Below are 21,883 nucleotides of genomic sequence, written 5' to 3'. Positions count from 1 at the left end.
CTGGCCGTCGCCGCCGGCCGCTCGCCGCGATCAGCGACGGCACGACCCGCGTTGGCGATCATCGTGCCGAGCGAGGTGGCGGCCGCGCCGCAACCCGTGTAGCGCCGCCCCGCCGCCCCCGCTCAGGCGATCTGCGGCCAGTCGAGCACGCCCCCGACGAGATCGCGCACGGCGGCCAGGAACCCCAGCCGGTTGGCGCGCAGCGCCGGGTCCTCGGCCATCACCATGACGTCGTCGAAGTACCGGTCGATGGGATGCGCCAGCGGGAACGCCGCCGTGGTGAACTCCGGCAACGGCGCCCGCTCCGGCAGCACGTCCGCGACCTTAGTGAACGCCTCGTGCAGCCGGTGCTCGGCCGGCTCCCGGAACAGCGCGGGGTCGTACCCGGCCGCGGTGCCCCCCGGAACGATCCGCAGCACCCGCTGGAGCGCCGCCGTCAGCCGCCGGAAGCGGTCGTCGTCCAGCAGCTTGGCCAGGTCGGCGGCGGCCTGCTCGGCGTACGCGGGCGCCCCGGCGTGCGGCAGCACCGCCCGGACGACCGCGACCGCGTGGCCGTCGTCCAGCAGCGACCGCTCCAGCCGCCGCGCGACGAACCGGACGGCCTCTCCCACCGCGTCCGCCGTGACCTCGACCGGCTGGTGGCGGGCCGCGACCGCCAGCCCCTCCTCGACGGTCAGCGGCGCCAGCCCGACCTCCGAGCGCAGGATCGCGGTCAGCGCGAGCGCGGCGCGGCGCAGACCGAACGGGTCGGAGCTGCCGCTCGGCGCCGAGCCCACCGCGAACAGCCCGGCCAGCAGGTCGAGCCGGTCGGCCAGCGCGAGCAGCGCGCCGGGCCTGCTCGCCGGCAGCGCGTCCCCGGCCGACCGCGGCAGCTCCATCTCGTACAGGGCGGCGGCGACGGCCTCGTCCTCGCCGGCCCGCCGCGCGTACTCGCGGGCCATCGTCCCGGCCAGCCCGGACAGCTCGGTCACCATGGCGGAGGCGAGGTCGAACTTGGCCAGCTCCCCGGCCCGCGCCAGCACGGCCGACTCCGCGCCGGTCAGGTCGAGCCGGCCGGCCAGCTCGGCGGCGATGGCACGGATCCGCGCGGCGCGGTCGGCCATCGAGCCGAGCCGCTCGGTGAACGTGAGCTTGCCGAGCCCCTCCCCGATCCGCTCGGGCGTGCTCCGCAGGTCCTGGTGGAAGAAGAACGCGGCGTCCTCGTAGCGGGCGCGCAGGACGGCCTCGTTGCCGGCCCGCACCGCCTCGTGGTCGCACTCTCCGTTGGCCACGGCCACGAAGTTCGGCAGCAGCCCGCCCGCCGCGGCGCGCACCGGCAGGTAGCGCTGGTGCTTCTTCATGACGGTGGTGAGGATCTCCTCCGGCAGCTCCAGGTAGGAGGGGTCGAACGCGCCGAGGATCGACACCGGCTCCTCCACCAGGTTGACGATCTCCTCGACCAGCGCCCGCTCGCCCGCGAAGTCGATCGCGCCGCCGGCCCCGACCGCCAGCGGCCCGGCCGTCTCGACGATCTGCGAGCGGCGCCGCTCCACGGCCGGCTCGATGCCGTGCGCGCGCAGCGCGGGGATCAGCGCGCCCGCGTCGGGCACCGACACCGACGTGGTGGTCGCGGTGCGGTGCACCCGGGTGATGCGGCCCGCGGTCATCCCGGCCACCTCGAACGGGATCTCGTGCTCGTCCAGCAGCGCCAGCAGCCACCGGACGGGCCGCGCGAACGACAGGCCCGGGGCGTTCCACCGCATGTTCTTGTCGGCGCGCAGCCCCTCGACGATCCCGGGCAGCAGCTCCATCAGGACCTCGGCGGCGGAGCGGCCGGCGATCCGCCGGACGTACCCGGCGTACTCGCCGCCGCCGACCGTGACCGGGCGGACGTCGGCGACGCCGATGCCCTGCCCGCGCGCGAACCCCTGGAGCGCCTTCGTCGGCGCGCCGTCCGCGTCGTACGCGGCGGACAGCCGCGGCCCCTTGACGACCTGCTCGGTGTCGGGCTCGCGCGGCGCCACCTCGCCGACCGTCACGATGACGCGGCGCGGGGTGGCGTAGGTGTGGACCTCGCCCGCGGGGCCGTGCAGCCCGGCCTCCTCCAGGCCCTTGACGAGGCGTTCCGCCACGCTTTCGGCCGTGCGGGCGACCTCGTGCGGCGGCAGCTCCTCCACCCCGATCTCCAGCGCGAACGAGGCGGGCGCGACCAGCGTCGGCAGGGCGGGCGCGAACGGCCGCTCCGCCGCCGGGGCGGCCGGCCGGGCGGTCGCGTCGCCGAGCGGGTGGCCCAGCTCCGCGCGGCGCTCCACCCACAGGCCCGCCACGTCGTGCGCGAGGCGGCGCATGCGGGCGAACGCGCGGGCGCGCTCGGTGGTGCCGATCGCGCCGCGCGCGTCGAGGACGTTGAACGCCTGCGAGCACTTCAGCACGTACGAGTGCGCGGGGACGGGCAGCCGCGCGTCCAGCATCCGCCGCGCCTCCGCCGCGTACGCCTCGAACAGCTCCCGGACGGTGCCGATGTCGGCGTCGTCCAGGTAGTAGCGGCTCATCTCGTACTCGGCCTGCCCGAACGCCTCGCCGTAGGAGATCCCCGGCGCGTACACGATGTCCTTGAAGTGGGACACGCCCTGGAGCGCCATGATGATGCGCTCCATCCCGTACGTGATCTCGACCGCGACCGGGTCCAGGGTGAGCCCGCCGGACTGCTGGAAGTAGGTGAACTGGGTGATCTCCAGCCCGTCCAGCCACACCTCCCAGCCGAGCCCCCACGCGCCGAGCGCGGGCGAGGCCCAGTCGTCCTCGACGAACCGCACGTCGTGGGCGCGCAGGTCGATGCCCAGCGCCTCCAGGCTGCCCAGGTACAGCTCCTGCGCGTCGCCCGGCTCGGGCTTGAGGATCACCTGGAACTGGGTGTGGGTCTGGAGCCGGTTCGGGTTGTCGCCGTAGCGCGCGTCGTCGGGCCGCACGCTCGGCTCGACGTAGGCGACCCGCCAGGGCTCGGGACCGAGGACGCGCAGCGCGGTGGCGGGGTTCAGCGTCCCCGCGCCCACCTCCGTGTTCATCGGCTGGGTGATGAGGCAGCCGTGCCCCGCCCAGTGGTCGGTGAGCCGGATCAGGGCGTCCTGCATCGTCAACACGGTCGTTCCTCCGGTACGGGTCTCGGGTGCTCAGCCTACGGCGGTCAGCCTCCGAGACCTCGCCGGATCGCCTCGGCCACCGGAGAGTCCGCGGCGGGCGCGGCACCGGCGGGTTCGAGGGGCGGCTGCGCCATGAAGCGCGGCCGGGTGCCGCGGTGCGGCTGCGCCGCGTGCACCAGGAACGGATGGCACAGGTACACGTCGCCCGCGCGGCCGGTGGCGTACGCGACCGGCCGGTGCTCGCTGGCGGGAACGGCCTTCCCCGCCAGCTCCATGAAGGAGAGGCCCGCGTCCCCGGCGGGCTCCAGGATCGGCGGCACGTCCAGATGCGAGCCCGCCCTGATCCTGGTCGGCGCGTCCTCCTCGCCCACGTCGGAGAACAGGAACAGCAGCAGCAGCGCCCGCCCGCGCGAGGCGACGTCGATCCGCCAGGACATGATGTCGGCCGGGTCGTCGCCGGGGTAGCTGGCCTCGACGTGCCAGCCGTCGTCGCCGGGCTCGTCCGGGCTCGGGAACCGCACCGGCCAGGTGCCGAGGCCGCCGCGCGGCTTCCATCCGCCCGGCCCGGCGAGGGCGTCGTAGGCGGCGGTCAGCCGGGGCGTGTTCGCGGCGAGCCGGAACGGCTCCTGCGCGTAGCCGCCGAGCCGCACGACGGGCCGCGTCCAGGTCGCCGGATCGTCGGGGTCGCACCCGGTGTCGCGCCAGAGGATCGCCAGGCACTCCTCGACGAGATCGCGCGGAACGGCCTCCTCGACGCGCACGAAGCCGTTCTCGACGAACGCGCGGGCGTCCACGCCGGTGCCGGTGTTGGTGTCGGTGTCATCGGTCATCCCGCAACCCTGCCGCCCGCGCAGCGCCCATGGCCAGCGGTTTTCCGCGGCCACGCCCCGACGTCGACTCGTGGCGTGTCTCTCTCCAGGAGGCGCCGCGAAGGGCGGACACGCCACGAGTCGACTCGGCCGGCCGGCGGGTGAACGGCGGTGGACGGGCCGTCAGCGGCGGACGATGCTCAGCTCGACGCCGCCCACGACCCGGCCCCGCAGGACCTCGGCGAGCCGGTCGGACACCCGCTGGACGACCGCGCGCTCGTCGTGGCCGGGCGCGATCGCGAACCGGATCGCCAGCTCGGCGGCGGTGCCCTCGGCGATCCGCACGCCGCTCACCGCCTCCTCGGGCCCCACCGCGGCCTCGACGGCCGCCATCACCTCGGGATCCTCGTGCGGCGGCGGGACCGGGCGGCCCTCGGCCAGCAGGTGCAGCCGCAGCCCGTCCACGGCGAACGGCACCGGGCCCGCCACGTCGACGACCAGCGCGTGGGCGCCCTCGTCCAGCGCGGCCAGGCACGCCTGCCGGGCGTGCACCGCCACCGGGCGGGCGTCCGGGCGCCACGCCTTCATGGTCTCGGCCGAGGTGAAGCCGAGCACGCCGCGCCGGCCGTCCTCGCCGATGAGCGTCGGCAGCGCCATGTCGCTGGACTTCTCGCGGCGCAGCTCGCCCGGCTCCACCTCTTCCTCTTCGGTGAGCACGGCGACGACGGGCACCAGCAGGCGCGCGTCGTGCAGCTCGCCGAGGACGCGGTGCGCGCTGACGCGCCCGGCCGCGTAACCGGCCAGGGCCTCGCGCAGCCGCGGGTCGGCGGTGCCGTCGTCCTCGGGGAAGGCGGGTTCGGGAATGGTCAGTCCGGACACGGCAATGAGGCTATAACCTCCCGTCCCCGCTTACCGCGCGACTCCGGGTACTCTTCGCAACGATCGTGTGACGTTCGGTACATCAGCGGTGTCAGGGCGCGACGATCGCGGCGACCGTGCCGCCGCCCGAGGGCCCCTGGTGGACGGCCGCGACGGACACGAACACCGCCGGGTCACCGGTCACCGACGCCGCCACGCCGCCGACGCACGCCTTGATCTGGCGGTGCCAGTGCACGTCGGAGTCGTCCAGCATGATGTTGCGGCGGCCGCGCACCGATCCGGACGGGTCGGCCTCGCACTTGATGAACGCATTGACGAGGCGGCCGCCGAGGTCCTCGGCGCGCGGCCGGTCCGGCAGGTCCAGCCCGGCCGACCGGATCGCCGCCCAGATGCCGTCGGCGTCCAGCGCGTCCCGCATCACGCCGTGCCCGGCCCGGTACCGGCCGCCGATGCCGCGCACGTTCCCGACCAGGACGATCTGCGCCCGATCCAACTCCACGCCGGACGAGCAGGACGCGACCGAGGAGTACAGCGAAAGGTCCCGGTGGATCCGGTCGGCCTCCGGCATCTCGATCTCGCCGAGCGCCACCGCGATGCCGAGCGCCGTCGTCGAGTTGGAGATGTCCATCGACTTCAGCGTGTCCTCGGTGACCACCGTGTTGCCGCGCGACCTCGCGTCGTTGATCGTGTCGAGGGTGAGCAGCGGCGTCTTCGTCTGGACGTAGTGCACGTCGGCCGGATCCTCGATCCCGGCGGTCTTCATGGCCTCCCGCACGCCCGCCGCGACCGTCTCCACCATCGCCGGGCGGCCGATGTCCTCCGGAAGGATGATCTCGCTCATCGCGACGCCGACCGACAGGCGCGGCTCGGCCGAGGCCGGGACGGTGGCCGGATCGGCGGTCGCGAACACCGTCGCGTGCGGGCTCAGCACCCCGTCGGTGCCGCCCGACCACACCAGCGGGACGCCCCGCACCTCGTCGGCGGTACGGGTGCCGCGCGCGGTCAGGACCTCGCGGAACGCCCGGTCGGCCAGCAGCCGGGTGTAGTCGTTGACGCCGCCGTTGCCCTCGGTCTTGCCGACCACCGCCAGCACCCGGTCGGCCTCCAGCACGCCGTCGTCGATCAGCCGGGCCAGCCCGGAGGCGTCGGTCACGCTCTCGATGGGGATCTTGCGGACTTCGATCGGATCGGGCACGTTCGCCACTCCTCGGTGCTAGCCACTACTCGATGACGGTCCCGGCCTCGCCGCGCGCGGCGGCCACGATGTGCCGCAGCGACGCGATCGCCGCGCGCCGCCCGCCCGCCGCGGCGAACCGCAGCGCGGCCTCGACCTTCGGGCCCATGCTGCCGCCGGCGAAGTGCCCGGCGGCGGCCAGCGCCCGCAGCTCGGCCGCGGTGGTGCGGCCGAGCGGCCGCTCCCGGTCCGTTCCGTACCCCGCCATGACGTGGTCGACGTCGGTGGCGATGACCAGGACCTCCATGCCCAGCTCGCGGGCCAGCAGCTGGGCGGCCAGGTCCTTGTCCACCACGGCCTCCACGCCGTGCGGCTCCCCGTTCGCGCCGCGCACGACGGGCACGCCCCCGCCGCCGGCGGCGACCACCACGTGCCCGGCCGCCAGCAGCGCCGCCGCGGCCGGGGCGTCCAGGATCTCCAGCGGCTCCGGCGAGGCCACCACCCGCCGCCAGCCGCGGGCGCCGAACGAGCGCCACGACTGCCCGAGCGCCATGAACCGCTCCGCCTCGGCCTTGGGGAAGTAGCGGCCGACCGGCTTCACCGGGTCGGCGAACCCGGGGTCGGCGGCGTCCACGAGCGTCCGCGTCACCACGGTGGACACCGGGCGGGACGCGCCGCGCGCCGCCAGCGCCCGGCCCAGCGCGTTCATGATCAGTACACCGATGGTGCCCTGGGTCTGCGCGCCGCACCAGTCCAGCGGCACCGGCGGCACCACGTGCGCGGCCAGCTGGTTCTTGATGAGCAGGTTGCCGACCTGCGGGCCGTTCCCGTGCGTGAGGACCACCCGGGCGCCCGCCGCGACCAGCTCGGCCACGCCGTCCATGGCGCTCTCGACCGCCGCCTCCTGCGCCTGCGGGGACGCGCTCCCGTCCGGCGCGGTCATCGCGTTGCCGCCGAGAGCGATCAGCACCCGTCCCGGTCCCCCGTCGCCGCCCACGAGCCGTACCGTACCCACGCGGGCGGGCGCCGCTCACCGTCGAAATCCGCCCAACCGGCGCCGGTCCCGTTGGCGAATGGCCGTCATGACCTGGTTCGTCCGGTCACACTCCCCGCCGTGCAACCGGCCACCCCGGCACCGCCGGTCCCCGCGGGCAGCGCGGCGTTCAGCGCGTGGCGCGAGCGTGCCAGCAGGCCCACGGCGGACCGCTGGCCATCGGCGACCTGGGGCTGGACCACAGCGCCGAAGAGATCGCCGCCTCGGCCGCCGCGCTCGGCGGGCTGCCCGTACGGCGCTCCGGCGCCGGCGAGGGCTAGCGCAGCCGGCTCAGCCGCTCCACGGCGGCGTCGATGACCTCGTCCTTCTTGCAGAACGCGAACCGGACGAAGTGCGCGCCCGCCTCCGGGCGGTCGTAGAACACCTGCGTCGGGATCGCGACCACGCCCGCCTTCTCCGGCAGCGCCTTGCAGAACTCGACGCCGTCGGTGAAGCCCAGCGGCCGGATGTCGGCCTGCACAAAGTACGTGCCCTGCGGCCGGTAGACCTCGAACCCGGCCGCCTCCAGGCCGCCGACCAGCCGGTCCCGCTTGGCCTCCAGCGACGCCCGCAGCCCGGCGACCCACGGCAGCTCGTTGCGCAGCCCGTACGCCGCCGCCCGCTGCCAGGGGCCGCCCGTCGCGTACGTGAGGAACTGCTTCACCGTCTGCACCGCCCGGACGTACCGCGCGGGCGCCGTCACCCAGCCCGTCTTCCAGCCGGTGACGGAGAAGCTCTTGCCCACGGAGGAGACGGTGACCGTCCGCTCCCGCATGCCGTCCATGGTCGCCAGCGGGACGTGCTCGACGCCGTCGAACGTCAGGTACTCGTACACCTCGTCGGTGACGGCGACCAGGTCGTGCTCGCGGCAGACGCCGGCGATCACCTCCAGCTCGTCCCGGGTGAACACCGTCCCCGCCGGGTTGTGCGGCGAGTTGACCAGGATCAGCCGGGTGCGCGGGCCGACCGCCGCGCGCAGCTCGTCCGGGTCGAACGTGAAGCGCCCCTCCACCGGCCGCATCATCACGGGCCTGCGGGCCGCCCCGGCCAGCGCGATCGTCGCCGCGTACGAGTCGTAGTACGGCTCGAAGACGATCACCTCGTCGCCCGGCCCGGCCAGCGCCATGACGGACGCCGCGATGCCCTCGGTCGCGCCGACCGTCACGTACACCTCGGCCGCCGGATCGAACTCCAGCCCGTACCGCTCCAGCCGCTGCGCCGCCACCGCCTCCCGCAACTCCGGCAGTCCGGGGCCGGGCGGGTACTGGTTGCCGCCGCCGCGGACCGCCTCCACCGCGGCCTCCAGCATCGCCGGCGGGCCGTCGGTGTCCGGGAAGCCCTGCCCCAGGTTGATCGCCCCGGTGGCGGCGGCCCGCGCGGACATCTCCGCGAAGATCGTCTCCCCGAACTCCCGCATCCGTTCGACCAGCGGCTCGCTCATTCAGGTCAACTTACCGGGTGTCGCCACGACCACCTCACCATGAAGCCCGCACCGACCGCACCCCCAGCTCTCACCCGGTGTCAATAGGCCCAGAGGGAGGCCCGACACGACCCGCCGGCCACAGGACGGACCATCCACCCCAACAACCGTCACTCAGACATTGGCCAGCGATTACGATTTGCAAGACAAAATACTCAGCAACGGATACTGTGTTCACATTTTCTTGACATGGACGGCCCCATGCTTGGTATCTTGTTCGAGTGAGCGACGAACTGGCGTTCGAAAAGCGGTATTTTGGCCATCGCGCACGACTGGTACTGACCCCTGCACAGTCCGCGCTGATCGACGACCAGGCGCATGCCGCTAGGGCAATGTGGAATCTGTTGCATGAGTGGTGGACGATGCTACCCAAGCATCAAAGATCACTTACTGCGGCCGACGTCGCAATACGTCGAGCGAGAAAGGAGATCGACTGGCTCGCCGCACTGCCCGCCCAAGGCGCACAAGCGGTACTGAGAACGTACTACCGGGCATGGAAGAACTGCTGGGAAGGTCGCGCCGACGAACCCCGATTCAAGGCCCGATATCGCACACCAATGTCAGTGGATCTTCCACAAGGTGAACACCTGAAGGTCGCCCGGGTGCACCGCCGGTGGGGCATGGTCAATATCACCAAGGTCGGCCGGGTCCGTTTCCACTGGAGCAAGGATCTGCCGGTCGGCAAGCTCACCAATACCCACGATCGCATCAGCGGGGCACGCCTGGTGAAGGATGCACTCGGATGGCACATCGCCTTCCGAGTCCAGAGCTTGATTCCCAAACCGGAGCCACACCCGGGACCGCAGGTGGGGATCGACATGGGCGTAAAGGTGCCGCTGGCCTTGTCCGACGGTACGGCCTTCCGCCACGACTCCTGGCTGAACGGCCCAGAACGAGAAGAACTGCTACGGCTGGAGCGGCAGGCGGAGCACCGCAAGCGGTGCCGTCATCCAGGAGAAAAAACCTCTCGGCGACTCCAGGCCACCTATGACCAGATTCGGGCACTACACGCGAGAGCCAAGCGACGACGCCTGAACTGGCAGCACCAAATCACCACCGCCATCGCACGAACTTACGGCACAGTGGTCGTGGAGCGGCTCCACATCACCGCCATGCTCGGGTCCGCCAAGGGAACTGTTGAAGAACCAGGGAGATGCGTCCCCCAGAAATCTGGCCTCAACCGCGCTATAAGCGAACAAGCTTGGGGACGCACCATCGAAATGCTGGCCTACAAAACAGCTCATAACGGTGGGTCTCTTATCAAGGTCCCTGCTGCCGACACCTCCCGGCGCTGCAGTATGTGCGGACTCATCACGCCGGGCAGCCGAGAGTCCCAGGCGGTATTCGTGTGTAAGAACGCAGACTGCGGCTGGAGTGGCAACGCCGACCACAACGCAGCCTGCAACATCTTGCACCTGTATCGAGCGGGCCACGCGCTCGCTCCGGTTGCCGGAAGGCGCAGTCGTCAGGCGCGGAAACGCGTCGAACCCACCACCGCGAGGTAGGAGGGAATCTCCAGGCTCCGGTCAGGAGAAAACTTCAATGGTACTACTGGGTTGGGCTGTGTATCGGGCCCTCGAACATGTCCTGTCCGGGATCGAGGACGCTCTCGGGAACGTCCTCGACCTGGACGAACGGGAGCGTGCGGTCAGCGACTACGGCGAACGGCTCGTCACCGTGCCCGCGGGCAGCCTACCTCGCCGCCGCGAGCGGGAACGCCGCCGGTGCCCGGCGCTCATTGAACGACCTCGGCACGACCTTCGAGAAGCTTCCGGATGCGACGAGCCAGTCGGTCCTGGCCTTCCGGGAGAGCCAGTTCGCCTGGGCCGAGTCGTACGCCGCCACGTGCGCGGGCGATCACCGCGCGGACGAGAAGCTCGACCGGGCACTCTCCCTCTATCCCGCCCGGTCCCTGGCACCACGCGCCGACCTGTCGCTGATGCAGGCCGCCGTCATGGTGCGGAGCGGGGAGGTCGACGCAGGTCTCGGGCAGGCCCTCACCGAGATGGAGGACCGCCGTTCGGCGTGCGCCGGGCGAAGGCATCATCGCGGGGGAGGTCGTGCGGGGGTTGCCGGAGGAAGCTCGGGGGCTGGAGGCGGCGCGGGAGTTGCGGGCCGGTCACGGCGGGAGTCTGAAGCGGCCGGGGCCCGTTCAGGGAGCCCGTTCGCGGGTAAAGGGCGGGCATGGTCGCGGAGTTGGCGAAGTTGTACGAGCGGTGGCTGCTGGAGATGTGGGCCGGGGACTTCGGGCTCGCGCACGAGCTCGTCACGCCCGATTTCGTCGGGCACTGGCCGGGTCTGGAGGTGCGGGGCGCCGAGCAACTGATCGAGACGCTCGCGCAGGGGCACGCGCCGTTCGAGGGCGTCACCGTGTCCCTGGACGTGGGGCCGATCGTGGACGGTGACCGGGTCGCCGCGCGCTGGACGTTCGGCGGGCGCTACAGCGGCGGCATGCCCGGGGCGACCGTCCCGGAGGGGACGAGCGTCGCGTTCAGCGGGCACGACGTCCTGCGGGCCGAGGGCGGCCGGTTCGCCGAGTACTGGGTGATCTCGGACGTGCAGACCTTCTCCCGCGAGCTGGGGATGGGCTGACGCCGGTCAGATCCAGCCCATCTCGCGGGCGGCGCGGATGGCGGCGAGACGGTTGGACTCGCCGAGCTTCGCCATCGCCGAGGAGAGGTAGTTGCGGACGGTGCCCTCGGAGAGGTGGAGGAGGGCGGCGATCCGGGACGTCTCGGTGCCGGCGCCGATGAGGCGGAGGATCTCGCGCTCGCGGGCGGTCAGGGGGTTGTCGCCGGCGGCCATGGCGCTGGCGGCGAGTTCGGCGTCGAGGTAGCGGCCGCCGGTGTGGACCTTGCGGATGGCGGCGGCCAGCTCCTCGGTGGGGGCGTCCTTGGCGACGAAGCCGCGGACGCCGGCGGCCATCGCGCGGCGCAGGTAGCCGGGGCGGCCGAAGCTGGTGAGGATGCAGATCGCGCAGGGGGCGTTCGCGGCGTCGAGCCGCTCGGCGACGGTGAGGCCGTCGGCGCCGGGCATGTCGATGTCCAGGACGGCGACGTCGGGGGCGTGCTCGGCGACGGCGGCGGCGACCTCGTCGCCGCGGCCGACCTCGGCGACCACCTGGAGGTCGGGTTCCAGGTTGAGGAGGGCGGCGACGGCGCCGCGGATGAGGTGCTCGTCGTCGGCGAGCAGGATCCTGATCATGCCGGGACGACCGCGCGGAGCAGGAAGCCGTCGCGGCCCTGCCGGGAGGCCGTGAGGGTGCCGCCGAGGACCTCGACGCGCTCGGCCAGCCCGGCCAGGCCGGAGCCGGGGGCGCCGCGGGCGGCGCGGGCGCCGTCGTTGCTCATCTCCAGCACCACCGAATCACCATAGGGAGCGATCGTAATGGCGCAGCGGGCGGCCTCGCTGTGCTTGATCACGTTGGTGGCGCCCTCGCGGATCACCCAGGCCAGCACGGTACGGACGTCCGGCGCCAGCTCGGGCGGGTCGCCGATCTCGCAGCGGACGCCGGCGGCCTCCAGCACAGCGCGGACGCCGGCCAGCTCGGCGTCCAGCTCGACGGCGCGGTAGCCGCGGACGGCGGCGCGCACCTCGCGGAGCGCGTCGCGGGCGGCGCGGCGGACGTCGGCCATCTCCTCGCGGGCGCGGGCCGGGTCGTCCTCGGCCATCCGCATCGCGAGCTCGCTCTTGACGGCGATGAGGGAGAGGCTGTGGCCGAGGAGGTCGTGCAGGTCGCGGGAGAAGCGCAGCCGCTCCTCGGTGACGGCGAGGCGGGCCTGCGCCTCGCGGGCCGCGTCGGCCTCCATGTGCAGGTCCCACATGCGGCGGTAGAAGAGGTTGACGTAGAGCGCGGCGCCGCAGCCGACCATGAAGAGCGCGAACATCGCGAGCGGCTGGTACCAGCGCGCGGGCCACCCGTCCGCGAACGAGATGATCACCGCGCAGACCGCCGCGGCGGCCGCGCACAGGGCGGCCTGGTTGCGCACCGGCCGTACCCACAGCGCCACCGTGGAGACCCAGAAGACGGGGATCATGCACCACAGCGGGTGGGTGAGCATCATCAGGCCGAGGAGCAGCGTGAGGGCGCCGCTGGCGGCGATGTCGCGGCCCGGCAGCCGGCCGTTCAGCCCGACCCTGATGAGCCGGGCGTAGTAGGCGAGGAACAGCACGGCTCCCAGCGCCGCCGCGAGGGTGAGCGGGAGGGCGATCTCGCCGCGGCCGTAGGCGGTCGCCAGGGCGCCCGCGCACGGGACCGCCACGCCGAGGGCGGCGAGCAGGAACGTGCGGTACATGGCGCGGCGGTAGCTCTCCAGCCGGCCGGCCGCGCGCTCTTCCAGCTCGGCGGTCGTCGCGCCCATCGAGCCTCCTTCCCCTCGTACGTTATCCGCTCACGATCGGCTGCGATCCGCTCAGGCGTGCCGCGGTTCCCAGCGGAACCAGCGGGCCGCCAGCGTGCGCCCGGCCACCGCCCACAGCGCGAGGACGGCGAACGACCGCGCGCAGACCCGCCAGCCTTCGACGAAGCCGACCTCGGGGTGGGAGCCGGCGGACGTGTGGTCGCGGCCGAGGTAGCCGGTCTGGATGATCTCGTTGACGGGGGTCAGCGGGATCCAGTGCGCCGCCTGCTGGACGGCGGCGGGCATGTCGTCCAGCGGGAACATCACGCCGAACATGCAGGCGAAGAGCAGCGGCAGCACGGTGAGCTGGGTGCTCTCGGCGGTGGGGCTGAGCCCGGAGACCACGAACGCCAGCACGGCGAAGACGGCGACGCCGCCCGCCATGCCGGCGAGGACGAGCAGCGGGTCGGCGGGCAGGCCGCCGCCGAGCGCGGTGCCCAGGACGACCAGCAGCGCCGCCGCCTGCACCGCGTACATGCCGGCCGCCGCGAGGACGCTGCCGCCGAGGATCTCGGCGTCCGACAGGGTCGTGCCGCGCAGCCGCTTGAGGGAGTGGTCCTCGCGGCGGGCGGTGAAGAGGGGGACGAGGTGGGCGTACACCGCGAAGAGCAGGAAGAGGCCGGGGAGCGCGGCGCCCTGGACGATCGCGTCGTCGCCGGCGGGCAGGAGCAGCCCCGCGAACATCACCGGCAGGCCGACGACCGTGAACATCGCCGTCTTGTTGCGCCACAGCAGGGTCAGGTCGAGCCGCGCGACGCGGACCGCGTTCTTCATCGTGCCGCTCCTTCTTCCGCGGTGTGCAGGAACACGTCTTCGAGGGAGGCGCTGCGGGCCTGGAGTCCGCCGAGGGCGAGGCCGGCGGCGTCGGCCCAGCCGAGCAGCTCGCGGAGGGCGTCCTGGAGCCCGGCGGCGGCGACGCTGTACGCGGCGACCGCGCGGCCGCCGTTCACCGAGACCTCGGCGGCGGCGCCGCGCAGCACGGGCAGCCGGGCGACCTCGATGCGGTCGGGCACCTGGAAGGTGATGCGGTCGCCGCCGCCCGCGACGACCTCGGCGACGGTGCCGGCGACCTCGATCCGGCCCCGGTGCATGATCGCCAGCCGGTCGGCGAGCTGCTCGGCCTCCTCCAGGTAGTGGGTGGTCAGCAGGACGGTGGTGCCGGCCGCGACCACCTCGCGGACGGTCGCCCAGGTGGCGTGGCGGGCCTCGGGGTCCATGCCCGTGGTGGGCTCGTCCAGGAAGAGGACGCGGGGGCGGCCCAGGAGGGCGAGCGCGAGGTCGAGGCGGCGCTTCTGGCCGCCGGACAGCTGCCGCACGCGGACGCCGGCCTTGTCGTCCAGCGCGACCATGCCGAGCGCCTCGGCGCGGCTGCGCGGGCGCGGGGTGAAGCCGCGCCAGTGGTCGACCGTCTCGGCGACGGTGAGGTCGGGGAACAGGCCGCCCTCCTGGAGCATGATCCCCAGGTGCGGGCGGACGGCGCGGCGCTCGCGGTGCGGGTCGCGGCCGAGGACCCGGACGGTGCCGCCCTGGGCGGGCCGGAACCCTTCGAGGGTCTCCAGCGTGGTGGTCTTGCCGGCGCCGTTGGTGCCGAGGAGGGCGAACAGCTCGCCCTCGCCGACCTCGAACGACACGCCGGCGACGGCCTCGAAGTCCCCGTACCGGCGGCGCAGGTCCTGCACCTGGATGGCTGCGTTCGTCTGCATGGCCCAAGCGTCGCGAACGGGCCCGCGCGCCGGTAGAAGCCGCTGTCAGCGGTTCGATGTGACAGCTGTCATGTGGCGCGTCCGTCAGGTGGCGATCGTGACGATGTGCCGGACCGATCCGCGGTCCTCGACGTGGTCGAGCAGGGCGGTGGCGACGTCGGCGCGCGGGATCTGGTAGCCGCGCCTGACGTTGAGGTCGACGGCCCGGCGGTAGGTTCCCGTGCCGGGCCTGTCGAGGAGCCGCGGCGGCCGGACGACGGTCCAGTCCAGGCCGGTGCCGGCGAGGACGGACTCGGCCTCCCTCATGTCGGCGAACGCGTGCCGCAGCAGCCGCTGGACGATCATGGGCTTGACGACGTACCGGGTGACGGCGCCGTCGCCGGCGTCGGCGGCCAGGCCGCTGGCGCTGACCATCAGCACCCGCCGGACGCCGGACGCCTCGCAGGCCGCCGCGATGCTGCGGATGCCGTCGGCGCAGACCGTCGTCGGCCCGCGGCCGCGCGGGCCGAGCGCGCTGATCACGGCGTCCCGGTCCTTGACGGCCGGCCGGATCGCGCCGGGGTCCATGACGTCCGCCGTGACGACCTCGGCGCGCTCGCGCAGCTCGGCGGGCAGCCCGGCCGGGTCGCGCACGACGGCGGTGACCTCGTGCCCGGCGGCCAGTGCCTGCCGCACCACCTCGACGCCCGTGCCGCCGGTCGCCCCGAAGACCGTGAGCCTCATCGTTCCTCCCAGGGTTAGTGAATACTCACTCACCCCTTAGCCTGGATAGGATCCACCCGTCTGTCAAGCTGGGGAGCGATGAGCGCGCGAGAGAAGATCCTGGACGCGGCCGCCGAGGTGATGCGGTCGCACGGGGCCGCCCGGACCACCACCAAGGAGATCGCCCGCGCGGCGGGCTACTCCGAGGCGCTGCTCTACAAGCACTTCCGCGACAAGGAAGAGCTCATCCTGTGCGTCCTCAAGGAGCGGATGCCCGCGTTCCAGGGCGGCCTGTCGCCCGGCGAGCGGGAGGTCGCCGCCAACCTGGCCGACCTCGTCCACCGCGGGCTGAACTTCTACCTGCGGGCGTTCCCGATGATGGCGTCGATGGCCGCGCAGCCCCGGCTGATGGCCACCACCCGCGACTCGATGCGCCAGTACGGCGCGGGGCCGCACGTGGTCCCCGAGTCGCTGGCCGCGTACCTGCGCGCCGAGCAGGGGCTCGGCCGCGTGGCGGCGGCCGCCGACCCCGACGCCGTCGCCGCCCTCCTCATGGGCGCCTGCTTCCAGCAGGGCTTCCTGCGCTATGTCGCCGACGGCCCGGACGGCCCCGACATCCCCGAGGCCGAGGCGCGCGCCCTGCTCGCCCCCGTCCTCCCCGCCCTCGGCCTCTAGACCGTGTTCCAGAGTCACGTGCGAGCGCGACATCGCTTCGCGATCCGCCCGGTGAGGCTCGCCTCCGGCATCGCCTCACCGGCCACGCAGCGCACTCGCGTGGCGGCTGAGGCGACTTCGGGACGGGCTCCAGGTTCTAGGCGCGGTCGCGGGCCCGGGTGAAGTCGACGTCCTCCGGGTCGCGGCCCGGCCAGGTGAGCCGGGTCGGCGCGGCCGGCGTCTCGGCGACCAGCCGGCCGCGGCTGACGACGTGCGAGGGCCGCGTCTGCCGGCGTACGGCGTCGTACGGCGACGCCGCGGGCAGCACCACGAACGACGCCGGCCGGCCCTCCTCGATGCCGTAGCCGTCGCCGAGGCCGAGCACCCGCGCCGCCCGGGACGTGATCATGGCGAACGCCTCGTCGATCTCCGCGGCGCCGGTCAGCTGCGCCGCGGCGATGCCGACCAGCGCCACCTGGAGCGGCGAGGCCGTCCCCAGCGGGAACCACGGGTCCATCACGTCGTCGTGGCCGAACGCGACGTTCACCCCGGCGCCGAGCATCTCCTTGACCTGCGTCAGCCCGCGCCGCCTGGGGTACGCGTCGAAGCGCCCCTGGAGGCACAGGTTCGCCATCGGGTTGCAGACCAGGTTGACGCCCGACCGGGCCAGGATCCGCTGGAGCTTGTACGAGTACGCCCCGTTGTACGAGCCCATCGCCGTCGTGTGCGACGCCGTCGCGCGCTCGCGCAGCCCGCCCCGCCGCGCGAGCGTGGCCAGCACCTCCACGAACCGCGACTGCTCGTCGTCGATCTCGTCGCAGTGCGCGTCCAGCCGCAGCCCGTACCGCCGCGCCACGTCGAACGCGATCTCCAGGGAGCGGACGCCGTCCTCGCGGGTGTCCTCGAAGTGCGGGATGGCGCCGACCGCGTCCACGCCGCGCCGCGCCGCCTCCTCCAGCAGCTCCGCGCCGTTCTCGTACGAGACGATCCCCTCCTGCGGGAACGCGACCAGCTGGAGGCCGATCACGTCCCGGACCCGCTCGCGGACCTCCAGCATCGCGTCCAGCGCCACCAGGCCGGGGTCGGTGACGTCCACGTGGCTGCGGACGTGCAGGACGCCGTTGGCCGCGTACCAGCGCAGCACCTCGGACGCGCGGTCGATCACGTCGTCCCGGGTCAGCGTCTCCTTGCGCTCGCTCCAGACCGCGATGCCCTCCCAGAGCGAGCCGGAGGCGTTCCAGCGCGGCTCCCCCGCGGTGAGGGTGGTGTCGAGGTGAACGTGCGGCTCCACGAACGGCGGGCTGACCAGCGCGCCCGCCGCGTCCAGGAACGTCGGCCCGATGCCCTGGCCCGCCGGGAGGATCCGGCCGAACCGGCCGCCGTCGATCTCGATGTCGAACGGGCCGCCGTCCGGGCCGGGCAGCCGGGCGTTGCGCAGCAGGGTCACGGGCGCTCCTCGAAGGTCACGGACGATCACGATACGACGCGCGCGACGGGGGGTGGTGCACCGGGCACGCCGGGTGCGGGAGTAGCCTCGGGCGGGATGGAGGCACAGGAGACCGTTCCCGAGCCGCCGCGGGGCACCCCCGGCATGGCGGCCGGCGACGACCCGGCCGAGGTCAGCGGGTTCGTCGCCGCCCAGGCGGCCCGCCACGGAGTGATCGGCAACCGGGCCGCGCTGCTGGTGATCGCCGCCGGCGAGGTCGCCGCCCGCCTGCGCGAGCCCGCCGACGTGCGGGTGTGGCGCGCGGAGGACGGCCTGTACTGCACGTTCCGTACGGCCTCCGGGCGCCCGCCGGAGCCGCGCCCCACGCCGGGGATCGAACTCGTCGCCGCCGGGCCCGCCACGGTCCTGCGGCTGCCCCTCTAGCCCCTCGCCCCTTTCAGCGGAGCCGGGTCTTGACGACCTTGCCCATCGCGTTGCGGGGCAGCGAGTCCACCAGATGGACGGTGCGGGGCCGCTTGTGCGCCGACAGCCGCTCCGCGACGAACGCGGCCAGCGCCGGGCCGTCCACGCCGTCGGCCACCACGAACGCGGTCACCTGCTCCCCCAGATCGGGGTGCGGGGTGCCGAGCACGGCCGCCTCCCGCACGCCCGGATGGGCCAGCAGCGCGTTCTCGACCTCGCCCGCCCCGATCCGGTAGCCGCCGCTCTTGATCAGGTCGGTGGAGGCGCGGCCGACGATCCGGTGCCAGCCGTCCGGGCCGACCGTCGCGATGTCACCCGTGCGGAACCAGCCGTCCGCGGTGAACGCGGCGCTCGTGGCCTCCGGCCGGCCCAGGTACCCGGAGAACAGCATCGGCGCCCGGACGTGCAGCTCGCCCGGCGTCTGCCCGTCCGCCGGCACGGGCGCGCCGTCCTCGGCGGCCAGCCGGGTCCGCACGCCCGGCAGCGGCAGCCCGACCTGGCCGGGCCGCCGGTCGCCGCCCGCGCGGGCGCTGACGGTGATCAGGGTCTCGGTCATCCCGTACCGCTCGACCGGCTCGTGCCCGGTCAGCGCGGCCAGGCGCTCGAACACCGGGACGGGCAGCGGGGCGCTCCCGGAGACCAGCAGCCGCGCCGGGCGCAGCGCCCGCGCGGCGGCCTCGTCCGCGCAGACGCGCGACCAGACGGTGGGGACGCCGAAGAAGAGCGAGCCGCCCGCCTCCGCCGCCGCCGCGTACGCCGCGGGGCGCGGCCGCCCGGTGTGGACGAGCGGCGACCCGGCCCGCAGCGCCCCCAGCACGCCGAGGACGAGGCCGTGCACGTGGAACAGCGGCAGCCCGTGCACCAGCACGTCCCCGGGCGTCCACTCCCACGCCTCCGCGAGCGCGTCCAGGCCCGCCGCGATGGCCGGCCGCGAGATGAGCACCCCCTTGGGCGGGCCGGTCGTGCCACTGGTGTAGAGGATGAGCGCGGTCGCGTCCCCTTCTTGTTCGGTCTCGTGTCCGGCCTCGTGTCCGGCCTCGCGGGGCGTCCCGGGCGGGACCTCGTCGACCGGGACGAGCGGCGGCCCCTCGCCCTCGTACGCGCCGCGCGCCGCCAGCAGCAGGCCCGCGCCCGAGTCGGTCAGGATGTGCGCCCGCTCGTCCGGCCCCGAGTCGGGCGGCACCGGGACGACCGGCACCCCGGCCAGGAGCCCGCCCACCACGGCCACGACCGTCTCCAGCGACGCCGTCGCGTGCACCGCCACCGCACCCGCGCCCGCGATCTCCGCGGCCACCCCGGCGGCCCGTTCCATCAGCTCGGCGCGGTGCAGCGTCCGGCCGTCGACGGTGATCGTCATGTCGCGCGCATCGCCGAGCATCAGGCGGTCCTCTCCTCCGGCGGGTCTCCTCGGGCAGTATGCCGTTCGTGCCGGAACCGACGCCCGACCGCCCTCACCTGCCCGACCGGCCCGGCCTCGCCGCCCGCCTGCGCGCGCTGCCGCCGTCCTGCGGCCCCGTCCGGCTGGTCGCCGTGGACGGCCCCAGCGGCGCGGGCAAGTCCACGTTCGCCCGGCGGCTGGCGGCCGCCCTGGACGGCGCGCCGCTGATCGGCTCGGACGACTTCCGCGTCCCCTGGGACGCCGATCCGCTGACGTGGTGGCCGCCGTTCGAGACGGGCGTGCTCGGCCCGCTGCGCGCCGGCCGCCCGGCCCGGCTGCGCCGCTTCCGCTGGCACGAGGAGACCTACGGCCCCGAGGAGGAGATCCCGCCCGCCCCCGTCATGATCGTCGAGGGCGTCGGCGCCGCCTGGCGGGCCTGCCCGGCCGCGTACCGGATCTGGATCGACGCCCCGCGCCCGCTCCGCCGCGCCCGCGTCCTGGAACGCGACGGCGCCGTCTTCGCCGCGGCCTGGGACGCCTGGTCCGAACGCGAGCGCGCGCACTTCACCGCCGACGCCACCCGCCGCCGTGCCGACCTGATCATCGACGGCACCGCCCTCCCGCCACGTTGACTCGTGGCGTGTCCCCTCCGGCGGCCGCGCGGCAAGGCGGACACGCCACGAGTCAACCCGGTGGGGGCCGGTCGACTTCGGCTGCCGTTCGGCCTCCCGACAGCCTGGGGAAGCCCGGGCCCCGGTCGAAGAACGCCGGAGCGGGACGGGTCGCGCGCAGGCGCTCCCGCAGTGCGGCGGTGGCCCGCTCGTCCCAGCCATCCCCGTCGATGATCACGCCGTAGTCGTCGCGGGCGCCCGCCGGCGTGACCTTGCCGTCGCGGACGTCGGCGGCGACGCGGGCCGGGTCGCGGTCGAGCGGGTCCCCCCAGCCGCCGCCCCCGGTGGTCCGGATGCGGATCACCTGCCCGGCGCGGACGGGGCGCCCGTCGACCAGGCCGTCCAGCTCCTCGCCGTCGATGTCGACGCGGAACGGGCGGCCCGCGCGGCCGCCGTTCACGCCCCAGCAGGACAGGATGGAGCGGTCGGCGATCGACATGTAGCTCGCGTCGCGCAGCATCCGGATGTGCTTGTCGTAGCCGAGGCCGCCGCGGTGCTCGCCGGGGCCGCCGGAGTCGGCGGCCAGGCCGAGGCGCTCCACGACGAACGGCCAGCGCGCCTCGGCGAACTCCGCCGGGATGTTCCGCGAGTCCGGCACGATGTGGACGGTGTCCTCCCCGTCGGCGTACGGCCGGCCGCCGGAGCCGCCGCCGAGGACCTCCCGCATGAGGTACGGGCCGCGGTCGTCCTCGCCGTACACGCCGGTGTAGCGGATCGTCTCCTGGTCGGCCGGCATCCGCCCGCCCGTCGCCTTCGCCAGGACGCCCGCGAGGACGCCCAGCAGCCGCAGGATGACGAACGTGCGGGCGTTCGTCGGCGCCGGGAACACCGGGGTGAGCAGCGTGCCCTTCTCCGGGAACCGCATCTCGATCAGGGGGACGACGCCCTCGTTGACGTCGAGCTCGGCGGCGCGCTCGGGCGTGTCGGCCAGGTTCCGCAGGACGGGCGCGAGCCACTTCTTGAGGAAGACGCCGTCCGCGTAGTCGCCCGCGTGGTTGATCGGCCCCTTGGCCTGCGGGGACGTCCCGGTGAAGTCGATGACCAGCGGGGCGGCGGCGGCGTGGTCGACGGTGAGCGTGATCCGCTGCGCGTGCAGGCGGGGCGGGTCGACGCCGTCGTGCTCGGCGTAGTCCTCCCACACGTACGTGCCGTCCGGGATCTTGGCGAGCAGCTCGCGGCGGAACGTCCGGGTGGTGTTCTCGATGATCGCGTCGAAGCAGTCCTCGACGGCGGCGCGGCCGTACCTGGCGAACAGGTCGGCCAGCCGGCGGGCGCCCATCAGGCAGGCCGAGCACTCGGCGTCCAGGTCGCCCGCCAGCGAGTCCGGCATCCGGGAGTTGCGGATCATGATGCGCAGCGCGGCCTCGTTCGGGACGCCCTGATCGTAGAGCTTGATCGGGGGGACCATCAGGCCCTCCTCGAACGCGCTGCGCGCGTGGCTCGGCATCGACCCCGGCACCGCTCCCCCGATGTCGTCGTGATGCCCGAACGCCTGGACGAACGCGACCACCTCGCCCTCGTGGAAGACCGGCACGGTCACGCACAGGTCCGGCAGGTGCCCGATGCCGCCCTCGGACAGGTAGACGTCGTTGTGGAAGTACACGTCCCCGGGCCGCATCGTCTCGACCGGGAAGTCCCGGGCGACCGGCTGAACCAGCGCGGAGTACGAGCGGCCGGTGAGCTTCCGCAGCCGCCGGTCGTGGATCCCGGCCCGGAAGTCGTGCGCGTCCCGGATCATCGGGGACCGCGCCGTCCGCGCGATGGCCGTCTCCACCTCCCGCTCGACCGAGGCGAGCGTCCCCTCGACGATCTCCAGCAGGATCGGGTCCCTGTTCATGGCCTCGCCTCCGCTCGGCGGCTCGCGGCCTTCGTCCGCGCCGGCTTCCCTCGTCGCTCCGGTCGCAAGCTCCCTGCACTCCTCACTCCAGCCGACACGGGCCGCTCGCAGCTCATGGCCTCGCCTCCGCTCGGC

The 21,883-nt window shown here is 73.9% G+C and carries 20 protein-coding genes; 6 read left to right on the top strand and 14 right to left on the bottom strand.

Going from position 1 to position 21,883, the window contains the following annotated elements:
* Positions 1–122: 122 nt before the first annotated feature.
* The 5 genes from ACA361_RS16995 to ACA361_RS16975 form a co-directional block, all read right to left on the bottom strand.
* Positions 123–3,110, bottom strand: coding sequence for a glycine--tRNA ligase (locus ACA361_RS16995; RefSeq protein WP_375012976.1), 2,988 nt, complete (start codon positions 3,108–3,110; stop codon positions 123–125).
* Between the two features lie 53 nt (positions 3,111–3,163).
* Positions 3,164–3,949, bottom strand: coding sequence for a phytanoyl-CoA dioxygenase family protein (locus ACA361_RS16990; protein ID WP_375012939.1), 786 nt, complete (start codon positions 3,947–3,949; stop codon positions 3,164–3,166).
* A gap of 162 nt (positions 3,950–4,111) precedes the next feature.
* Positions 4,112–4,807: an SseB family protein gene (locus ACA361_RS16985; RefSeq protein WP_375012938.1), complete on the bottom strand. Its 696-nt coding sequence runs from the start codon at positions 4,805–4,807 to the stop codon at positions 4,112–4,114.
* Between the two features lie 91 nt (positions 4,808–4,898).
* Positions 4,899–6,002: a ring-opening amidohydrolase gene (locus tag ACA361_RS16980; RefSeq protein WP_375012937.1), complete on the bottom strand. Its 1,104-nt coding sequence runs from the start codon at positions 6,000–6,002 to the stop codon at positions 4,899–4,901.
* 25 nt (positions 6,003–6,027) lie between these two features.
* Positions 6,028–6,978, bottom strand: a complete 951-nt coding sequence (locus ACA361_RS16975) for a carbamate kinase (protein WP_375012936.1) — start codon at positions 6,976–6,978, stop codon at positions 6,028–6,030.
* Between the two features lie 173 nt (positions 6,979–7,151).
* Between ACA361_RS16975 and ACA361_RS16970 the strand changes: the two genes are divergently transcribed.
* Entirely contained in the window at positions 7,152–7,295 is a 144-nt protein-coding gene (locus ACA361_RS16970) for a hypothetical protein (protein WP_375012935.1), read from the top strand.
* Here ACA361_RS16970 and ACA361_RS16965 read toward each other — a convergent pair.
* Complete coding sequence (locus ACA361_RS16965) at positions 7,292–8,455, bottom strand: pyridoxal phosphate-dependent aminotransferase (protein WP_375012934.1); 1,164 nt, start codon at positions 8,453–8,455, stop codon at positions 7,292–7,294. The genes ACA361_RS16970 and ACA361_RS16965 overlap by 4 nt on opposite strands.
* Positions 8,456–8,715: 260 nt before the next feature.
* Here ACA361_RS16965 and ACA361_RS16960 point away from each other — a divergent pair, with 260 nt between their 5' ends.
* A complete protein-coding gene (locus ACA361_RS16960) occupies positions 8,716–9,999 on the top strand; it encodes an RNA-guided endonuclease InsQ/TnpB family protein (protein ID WP_375012933.1) in 1,284 nt (427 codons plus the stop codon).
* Between the two features lie 691 nt (positions 10,000–10,690).
* A complete protein-coding gene (locus ACA361_RS16955; RefSeq protein ID WP_375012932.1) occupies positions 10,691–11,086 on the top strand; it encodes an ester cyclase in 396 nt (131 codons plus the stop codon).
* A gap of 6 nt (positions 11,087–11,092) precedes the next feature.
* Here ACA361_RS16955 and ACA361_RS16950 read toward each other — a convergent pair whose 3' ends face one another.
* The 5 genes from ACA361_RS16950 to ACA361_RS16930 form a co-directional block, all read right to left on the bottom strand.
* Positions 11,093–11,698: a response regulator gene (locus ACA361_RS16950; RefSeq protein WP_375012931.1), complete on the bottom strand. Its 606-nt coding sequence runs from the start codon at positions 11,696–11,698 to the stop codon at positions 11,093–11,095.
* Entirely contained in the window at positions 11,695–12,855 is a 1,161-nt protein-coding gene (locus ACA361_RS16945) for a sensor histidine kinase (RefSeq protein WP_375012930.1), read from the bottom strand. The genes ACA361_RS16950 and ACA361_RS16945 overlap by 4 nt, the downstream gene beginning before the upstream one ends.
* A gap of 51 nt (positions 12,856–12,906) precedes the next feature.
* Complete coding sequence (locus ACA361_RS16940; RefSeq protein ID WP_375012929.1) at positions 12,907–13,668, bottom strand: ABC transporter permease; 762 nt, start codon at positions 13,666–13,668, stop codon at positions 12,907–12,909.
* On the bottom strand, positions 13,665–14,597 hold the full coding sequence (locus ACA361_RS16935; RefSeq protein ID WP_375012928.1) for an ABC transporter ATP-binding protein: 933 nt from the start codon (positions 14,595–14,597) through the stop codon (positions 13,665–13,667). Before ACA361_RS16935 ends, ACA361_RS16940 begins: the two co-directional genes overlap by 4 nt.
* Positions 14,598–14,681: 84 nt before the next feature.
* Entirely contained in the window at positions 14,682–15,320 is a 639-nt protein-coding gene (locus ACA361_RS16930; protein ID WP_375012927.1) for an NAD(P)-dependent oxidoreductase, read from the bottom strand.
* Positions 15,321–15,398: 78 nt separating this feature from the next.
* Between ACA361_RS16930 and ACA361_RS16925 the strand changes: the two genes are divergently transcribed.
* Positions 15,399–15,974, top strand: coding sequence for a TetR/AcrR family transcriptional regulator (locus ACA361_RS16925; protein ID WP_375012926.1), 576 nt, complete (start codon positions 15,399–15,401; stop codon positions 15,972–15,974).
* A 136-nt stretch (positions 15,975–16,110) separates the two neighbouring features.
* Here the strand turns inward: ACA361_RS16925 and codA are convergent, their stop codons facing one another.
* Positions 16,111–17,400: a cytosine deaminase gene (codA, locus tag ACA361_RS16920; RefSeq protein WP_375012925.1), complete on the bottom strand. Its 1,290-nt coding sequence runs from the start codon at positions 17,398–17,400 to the stop codon at positions 16,111–16,113.
* A gap of 96 nt (positions 17,401–17,496) precedes the next feature.
* Between codA and ACA361_RS16915 the strand changes: the two genes are divergently transcribed.
* Positions 17,497–17,823, top strand: a complete 327-nt coding sequence (locus ACA361_RS16915; protein WP_375012924.1) for a hypothetical protein — start codon at positions 17,497–17,499, stop codon at positions 17,821–17,823.
* A gap of 13 nt (positions 17,824–17,836) precedes the next feature.
* Here the strand turns inward: ACA361_RS16915 and ACA361_RS16910 are convergent, their stop codons facing one another.
* Entirely contained in the window at positions 17,837–19,240 is a 1,404-nt protein-coding gene (locus tag ACA361_RS16910; RefSeq protein ID WP_375012923.1) for an AMP-binding protein, read from the bottom strand.
* Positions 19,241–19,287: 47 nt separating this feature from the next.
* Between ACA361_RS16910 and ACA361_RS16905 the strand changes: the two genes are divergently transcribed.
* Positions 19,288–19,872, top strand: a complete 585-nt coding sequence (locus tag ACA361_RS16905) for a uridine kinase (protein ID WP_375012922.1) — start codon at positions 19,288–19,290, stop codon at positions 19,870–19,872.
* 52 nt (positions 19,873–19,924) lie between these two features.
* Here ACA361_RS16905 and ACA361_RS16900 read toward each other — a convergent pair whose 3' ends face one another.
* Complete coding sequence (locus tag ACA361_RS16900; protein WP_375012921.1) at positions 19,925–21,748, bottom strand: hydantoinase B/oxoprolinase family protein; 1,824 nt, start codon at positions 21,746–21,748, stop codon at positions 19,925–19,927.
* Positions 21,749–21,883: the final 135 nt, after the last annotated feature.

This window comes from Actinomadura sp. 21ATH (assembly GCF_041951345.1).
GTDB lineage: Bacteria > Actinomycetota > Actinomycetes > Streptosporangiales > Streptosporangiaceae > Spirillospora.
Note: the sequence above shows the minus strand (reverse complement) of the source record. Positions and strands in the feature narration are given on the sequence as shown.